The organism is Rhabdonatronobacter sediminivivens (assembly GCF_013415485.1).
GTDB classification, from domain to species: Bacteria; Pseudomonadota; Alphaproteobacteria; order Rhodobacterales; family Rhodobacteraceae; genus Rhabdonatronobacter; species Rhabdonatronobacter sediminivivens.
In genome coordinates this window covers 1-5,629 of the sequence record NZ_JACBXS010000083.1, presented here as the reverse complement: position 1 = coordinate 5,629, position 5,629 = coordinate 1, and the positions used below count along the sequence as shown (strand labels likewise).

The window sequence follows — 5,629 nt, the reverse complement described above, 5'->3', positions numbered from 1 at the left end:
CATCTCTGTCAAGTCACCTCATACAGCGCCGCATCATACCGGGCTACACGAATGCCCGTAATATTTGCGACAGAACCTTTTCGTCCGCCCATCAAAAATACGCTGCAAATCCTCTTTTTGTTCCGTGCTCTGCCATGTGGACCCCAGATAAGGCGGGTTCCCGCAGATATAGGTCTCGCCCCCTTCGTTCGCGAAATCGATCTGCGCCTGATCCAGCGGCGACATGAACAGGTCATCGGCCTGAAACTTCACCCCCGTCCCCGTGGGCGGGCAGACCGACAGCCAGTCCAGCCGCAGGGCGTTGCCGCAGGTGATCCAATTCTGTGCGTCCAGCGGCAGGAACTCGGCCAGTGCCTCTTTCTGACCGCGATAGGTCACGTCGCATTGGTATTCCGCGATGATCAGCGCCAGCCGCGCGATCTCGGCCGAGAAATCCCGCAGCTCGATCCCGCGATAGTTGGTCAGGGGAATGTCGGTGCGGCGCTGCGGCTCGCCCCGGCGCTTGTTGATCTCATATTCCAGCGCGCGCATTTCCTTGTAGGCGATGACAAGGAAGTTGCCCGACCCGCAGGCCGGATCGAACACGCGGATCTTGGCCATGCGGGCGCGCAGATTGGCCAGCTTGCGCGCGTTGTCGCCCGCCGCCTCCAGTTCCGCCCGCAGGTCATCCAGGAAGAGCGGGTTCAGCACCTTCAGGATGTTCGGCACGGAGGTGTAGTGCATGCCGAGGACCGAGCGTTCCTCCTCATCCGCGACGGCCTGGATCATCGACCCGAAGATGTCGGGGTTGATCTGCGTCCAGTCGAGGCTGCCTATGTGGGACAGGTAGCGCTGCGCGATCTTGGAAAAGCGCGGCACATCGGTGCTGCCCGAGAAGAGGCCGCCGTTGACATAGGGAAAGGTGTCGGCCCAGCGGGGCAGCTTGGCCTCGGCGCGTTTGGGGATGGCGGTGTTCATCGCGCGGAAAATCTCGCCGATCACTTCGTGCGTGTTCGATCCGTCGCGGTTGGCCATCTGGTCGATGGTGGCGGTGAACAGGTTGTCACTGACGAAGATGTCGGTGTCTTCGGCGAAGAAGCAGAAGATCAGCCGCGCCATGAAGTGGTTCATGTCATGGCGCTTCTCGGCGCTGCCCCAGTCGGGGTTGTCCTTGATCAACTCGACATAGAGCCGGTTGAGGCGGCTGGTCGCGCGGATGTCAAAGGCACTTTCGCGGATTTGCTTGACGGTGGAGATGCCGGCGAGCGGCAGGAAAAAGCCGAAATGGTCGGGGAAATCGGTGTAGCGGCAGGCGATGGTCTCGCCGGTGGTGATATCCTCGGCCTCGAGGTCGATGCCATCTGTGGCGAGGATGAACTTCGCCTTGGCGCGGGTCGTGGCGGGGCTGTCGCGAAGGGCGGTCAGGGTCGCCGCGATGTCTCCCGGGGCGCAGGTCGCAAGGTGGATGTTGTTGGTCTGCAGAATGCCGCCGATATCGGACTTGTTCGACGCGCCGGTACGCAGGCGCTTGATGGTGGTGTCCTTGTTGCCGAAGGCCATGAGGAAGGCATAGGGGAACTCGGCCGCGTCGAAGGGCTGCTCGGCGAGTTCGGAAACGGCTTGCTCGATTTCAACGGCGTTCATGCGGCTGTCCAAGGGTTGATCAGGTCGATCTCGCAACCCTCAAAATCAGGCGTATTGCGCGTGGCGACCTTGGCACCACAGGCGTGGGCAATGGATGCGATCTGGCAATCGGCTTGGGCGATCGGTCGCCCGGCGGCGCGACGTGCTGCTGCTATGGTGGCGAAGGACTGGGCGGCGCTGCTGTCGAAGGGCAGAATGCGCCCGGCCAAGTCCTCGCGCAGGATCCGGTCCACCGCATCAACCAGCGCAGCGCGGCGTTTGCCGTTCCCCATGATCGCGAGGCCATAGCGCAGCTCCGCCTCCGATATCGAGGTCAGGTAGACGTTGAGTCCGTCCTGAGCCGACAGCCACTGCTCGACCCTGGGCTCGGGGGCCGGGCGCAAAAGCTCGGAGATGACGTTCGTGTCGAGGATGATCATGCGTCAGACCCGGTCGAATGCGGGTGGCTCGCGCATGGCCTCTCGCTGCGGAAGGTCCAGATCAATGCCGCCCAGAGGCGCGACACGCGCGCGGATCGCCGCGGCGAGATCGTGGTTGGGTTTTGCCTCGCCAACGACGTGGCGCAGGATCTCGCGCGCCTCCTCCTCCATCGAACGGCCATGCTCTGCCGCGCGGATGCGAAGGCGCCGCTTCACGTCATCGTCGAGATTCCGGATGGTGATGCTTGCCATGATGTCCTCCTACAAGGAGTGTAATCATCGCAATCACTGCGATCAAGTCCAATCGCAGGAATGCAGGGCTTCGTAACCCCGCCGCTTCTTCACCGCTGCGAGCTTCATCAACGCGGTGACGGCCTTGCCTTCATCAAGGTGCGTCTCGACCATCATCTGCCCCCGAAAGCCGATCCGGCCCCACTCGCGCACGAGGCTGGCGCGACCGAAGAGGTCGCGTTGCACACTCAGCCGATAGAAGCGGCGCATGTTGCGCGCCGGATCGATCCGGCGCATCTGCACGTCGGTCGGGAAGACATCGAGCTGGATCGAGCTGTGGTACATGTAGTGATCGGGTAAGGTTTCTGCCACAATATCAGGTGGAAGTCTGCGCTTCCACCTCGATTTCCCCGCGAAGGGGAAAAGGGGGCTCACGCCCCCTTCTCGAACTTCATGACCGGGATGCCGAGCTTCTTGGCCTTGTCGGCGAGGTTCTCCTGGATGCCATTGCCCGGGAAGACGAGGACGCCCACCGGGAGCACATCGAGCATGTTGCCAGATGCGCGACGCGTGACGCGTCAGACGCCCTATGGGCCGATCCTGTCCGACCTCGATCTTTTGTCGGATACCGATGGGACCTTTGCGGTGCGCTGGACAGGCCACACCGTGACCGATGAGACGACCGCGCTGCTGAAAGCCATGCGCGCACGAAGCGTGCCAGAGTTTCAAACGGCGGTAGAGGGCTTTGCCTTTCCGCCACTGACCTTCCTCGCGGCGGATGACGCCGGCAACGTAGGTGCCGTCACAGCAGCCCGCGTTCCGGCGCGCGCCCCGGAACAGGGGTTCGACATCATCACCTCGCCCGAACAGTCGGATCGCGATTGGCGCAGGCTGTGGGATGGCCGCGACCTGCCGCACAGCGTGAACCCGAGCCAAGGCTTCATCGCCTCGAGGCGCTGGTGACCGCCAAGATCGAGACCGAGCTTCGTACAATCCCCGAGATTGCCGAGGTGTCATCGACTTCGGCGACAGGCATCTCGGTCATCTCGGTCGAGTTGGTCGAAGCCGTCCCTCCCGAGACCATCGCGCAGCTTTGGTCGCAAGTCCGCGATGCGGTGGCTGATGCGCAGCGTGAATTTCCGGCGGGCGTTCTGGAGCCAGACTTCGACAGCGATGGCGCTGGCGGTTATGCTGCGATCTTTGCCCTGACCATGCCCGAAGGGTTCAGCGTCACCCGCGCTGCCCGTGAGGCCGAGGCGCTGGCCGACCGGCTGCGCCGCGTGCCGGGCACGAGCCTGGTCGATCTGCACGGGTCGCCAGAGGAGGAGGTGCTGGTCACCCTGAACCCCGACCGCACCGCCGCCCTTGGTCTGACCGCCGATGAAGTCTCCGCCGCGATCCGCGCCGCCGACGCAAAGGTGCAGGCGGGCCGGTTGCGCGGTGACGAAACCGATCTGGTGCTGGGCATCACGGGCGAGATCACCTCGCTTGCCCGGGCTTCGGCTCCTCGGCCACCTCGAAGACATCCGCCCCCTGCCCTTCGGCACAGTCCTCACCGTCCAGCGCCACGAGATCGTTCCGGCGCAGGACCTCGGGCAACCAGCCGCTGCCCTTCAGCAGGCGCTCGGCCTCACTGGCCATCTCGCCTTTCTTCAGGTGATCGAGGAGTTGGGCAGTCCCCTCCCCTTTCGCCTCCCGCACGGCCTCAAGGATCCGGGCCTTGGGCACGCGGTTGAGATAGGTGTCGACCGTCGGCTCCCAGCCCGCCTCGACCATGTCGAGACCTGTGGCACGCGCCACGAGATCGGCATGCGCCATACGCCGGGTCAGACCCCCTGCAGAGATGCCCGCCCCGTAGGGGTTCACCTTCTCATGCAGCGCGTTGACGCCGAAGCTGAGGCAATGCGCCAGCAGGGCCAGCCGACTGCCCTGGTCGAGGATCGTCAGATAGTCCCAGAGTGCCGCATCATCGCCAAGCGGCAGATCGGCTTCCCATTCCGCGTGACGCTCGTCGACCAGCTTTGCCACCACGCTGTCCTTCAGATCGAGCGCCTGCGCCGACATGTAGACCTGACGCACTGAGGCTTCGAGACAGCTGCCCGAAGCAGAGGAGGTGCGGAAGGTGTCCGTCACCAGCTTCAGCAGCAGCAGCGTCAACGCCACATCCGGCGAGCGCCCGATCGCTTCACGCAGAGCCAGCGTCCGGTGGGCCGTCAACTCCATGACCAACCGCTCGGGCAGCGGCTTCAACGCCCCGTCGTCCTCATCCTCCGGCAAGTCAGCTCCGATCGGCTGGCCACCCGACATGATGACGGTTCCGCCATGAGCGGCACTGCCATGGCCATCGGCGAGACCACGATCATCCCCCTGCCCCGCTACCGCAGGATCAGTACCATCCTGGACCGCGGCCTCCTCAACAGGCTCATCCTCTGACCGCACATAGCCGCGATAGACGGCCAGCGCGCCGTAGCGGTCGAGCGTGACGAACGCCCCTGCCCGTCCGATTTCCAACGGATCGAAGATCAACGGCCGGGTCTCGATCTTTTCCATCTCCGCTTCCAAAACGCCAAGCCGCGTGTCGACCTCGTCGGGGATTTCATCCTGACCCACGTATTCCTCTTCCAGCGCCCGATACTCGGCGAGCAGCTTGGCATGGGCCGCACCTTCGTCATCCGTCATCGGTGCCGGATCGCCGGACAGGGACCGCAGACCGTGGCTGTAGCCGTAGGGCAGGTCAAGCGCGACCTCGATCCACTTCCAGCCCTCAACTGCAACCGTCTCAGCCTCGGCCTGGAGTTTTTCCGTCACCAGCCGATCGAGCAGGGCAGGATCCTCGAGCCAGCCACCGTCATCGCCCTGAAAGAGGTCATGCAGCATCGTGCCACCAGCCGCTTCATAGGCATCAGCACCCACAAAGACCGCGCGCCGGTCCAAGACCCGGACCGAGGTCTCTGTCAGCATGCGCCGGATTTGGAATGGCTCCTTGTTCCAGGATGAATGGATCACATCCCAGACCTGAACCTGACGCGCGTGATCGGGGTTCACGGTGAAGGCCATGAGCTGCTCCAGCGTCATGCCATCCTCGGCATAGACCTCAAGCAGGGCAGGGGCGACGGAAGCGAGTTTCAGGCGCTGCTTCACGATCTGCGGCGTCACGAAGAAGGCTGCAGCAATCTCTGCATCGCTCTGACCCTTGTCGCGCAGCGCCACAAACGCGCGGAACTGGTCGAGCGGGTGCAGGGCGACGCGCTGCATGTTTTCTGCAAGTGAATCGTCCTCGGCTAGTGTTCGTCACCTGACGCAAGATTCCCAACGGCTGCAGGGTGTGTCATACCTTGGGCATGAGACGCTCCGAC

The 5,629-nt window shown here is 63.7% G+C and carries 4 protein-coding genes and 3 pseudogenes; 2 read left to right on the top strand and 5 right to left on the bottom strand.

Annotated features, from left to right (window positions below):
- Positions 1–78: 78 nt before the first annotated feature.
- The 4 genes and pseudogenes from HUK65_RS17940 to HUK65_RS17925 form a co-directional block, all read right to left on the bottom strand.
- Positions 79–1,623, bottom strand: a pseudogene (locus HUK65_RS17940) (DNA methyltransferase); the annotation flags it as partial.
- Positions 1,620–2,042: a type II toxin-antitoxin system VapC family toxin gene (locus tag HUK65_RS17935; protein WP_179907626.1), complete on the bottom strand. Its 423-nt coding sequence runs from the start codon at positions 2,040–2,042 to the stop codon at positions 1,620–1,622. The gene HUK65_RS17935 and the pseudogene HUK65_RS17940, both read right to left, overlap by 4 nt.
- Positions 2,043–2,045: 3 nt before the next feature.
- Positions 2,046–2,294: a FitA-like ribbon-helix-helix domain-containing protein gene (locus HUK65_RS17930; protein WP_179907625.1), complete on the bottom strand. Its 249-nt coding sequence runs from the start codon at positions 2,292–2,294 to the stop codon at positions 2,046–2,048.
- Between the two features lie 42 nt (positions 2,295–2,336).
- On the bottom strand, positions 2,337–2,618 hold the full coding sequence (locus tag HUK65_RS17925; protein ID WP_179907624.1) for a WGR domain-containing protein: 282 nt from the start codon (positions 2,616–2,618) through the stop codon (positions 2,337–2,339).
- 225 nt (positions 2,619–2,843) lie between these two features.
- Between HUK65_RS17925 and HUK65_RS17920 the strand changes: the two genes are divergently transcribed.
- Both HUK65_RS17920 and HUK65_RS17915 read left to right on the top strand, forming a co-directional pair.
- Entirely contained in the window at positions 2,844–3,236 is a 393-nt protein-coding gene (locus HUK65_RS17920) for a penicillin acylase family protein (RefSeq protein WP_179907623.1), read from the top strand.
- Positions 3,167–3,703 (top strand): annotated as a pseudogene (locus tag HUK65_RS17915) (efflux RND transporter permease subunit); the annotation flags it as partial. The gene HUK65_RS17920 and the pseudogene HUK65_RS17915, both read left to right, overlap by 70 nt.
- A 49-nt stretch (positions 3,704–3,752) precedes the next feature.
- Here HUK65_RS17915 and HUK65_RS17910 read toward each other — a convergent pair.
- Positions 3,753–5,558: pseudogene (locus HUK65_RS17910) on the bottom strand (ParB/RepB/Spo0J family partition protein); the annotation flags it as partial.
- Positions 5,559–5,629 lie beyond the last annotated feature (71 nt).

Bases quoted from the DNA above. Each gene is read 5' to 3' on its own strand.
- HUK65_RS17935 (WP_179907626.1), bottom strand. From the start codon at position 2,042: ATGATCATCCTCGACACGAACGTCATCTCCGAGCTTTTGCGCCCGGCC.
- HUK65_RS17930 (WP_179907625.1), bottom strand. From the start codon at position 2,294: ATGGCAAGCATCACCATCCGGAATCTCGACGATGACGTGAAGCGGCGC.
- HUK65_RS17925 (WP_179907624.1), bottom strand. From the start codon at position 2,618: ATGTACCACAGCTCGATCCAGCTCGATGTCTTCCCGACCGACGTGCAG.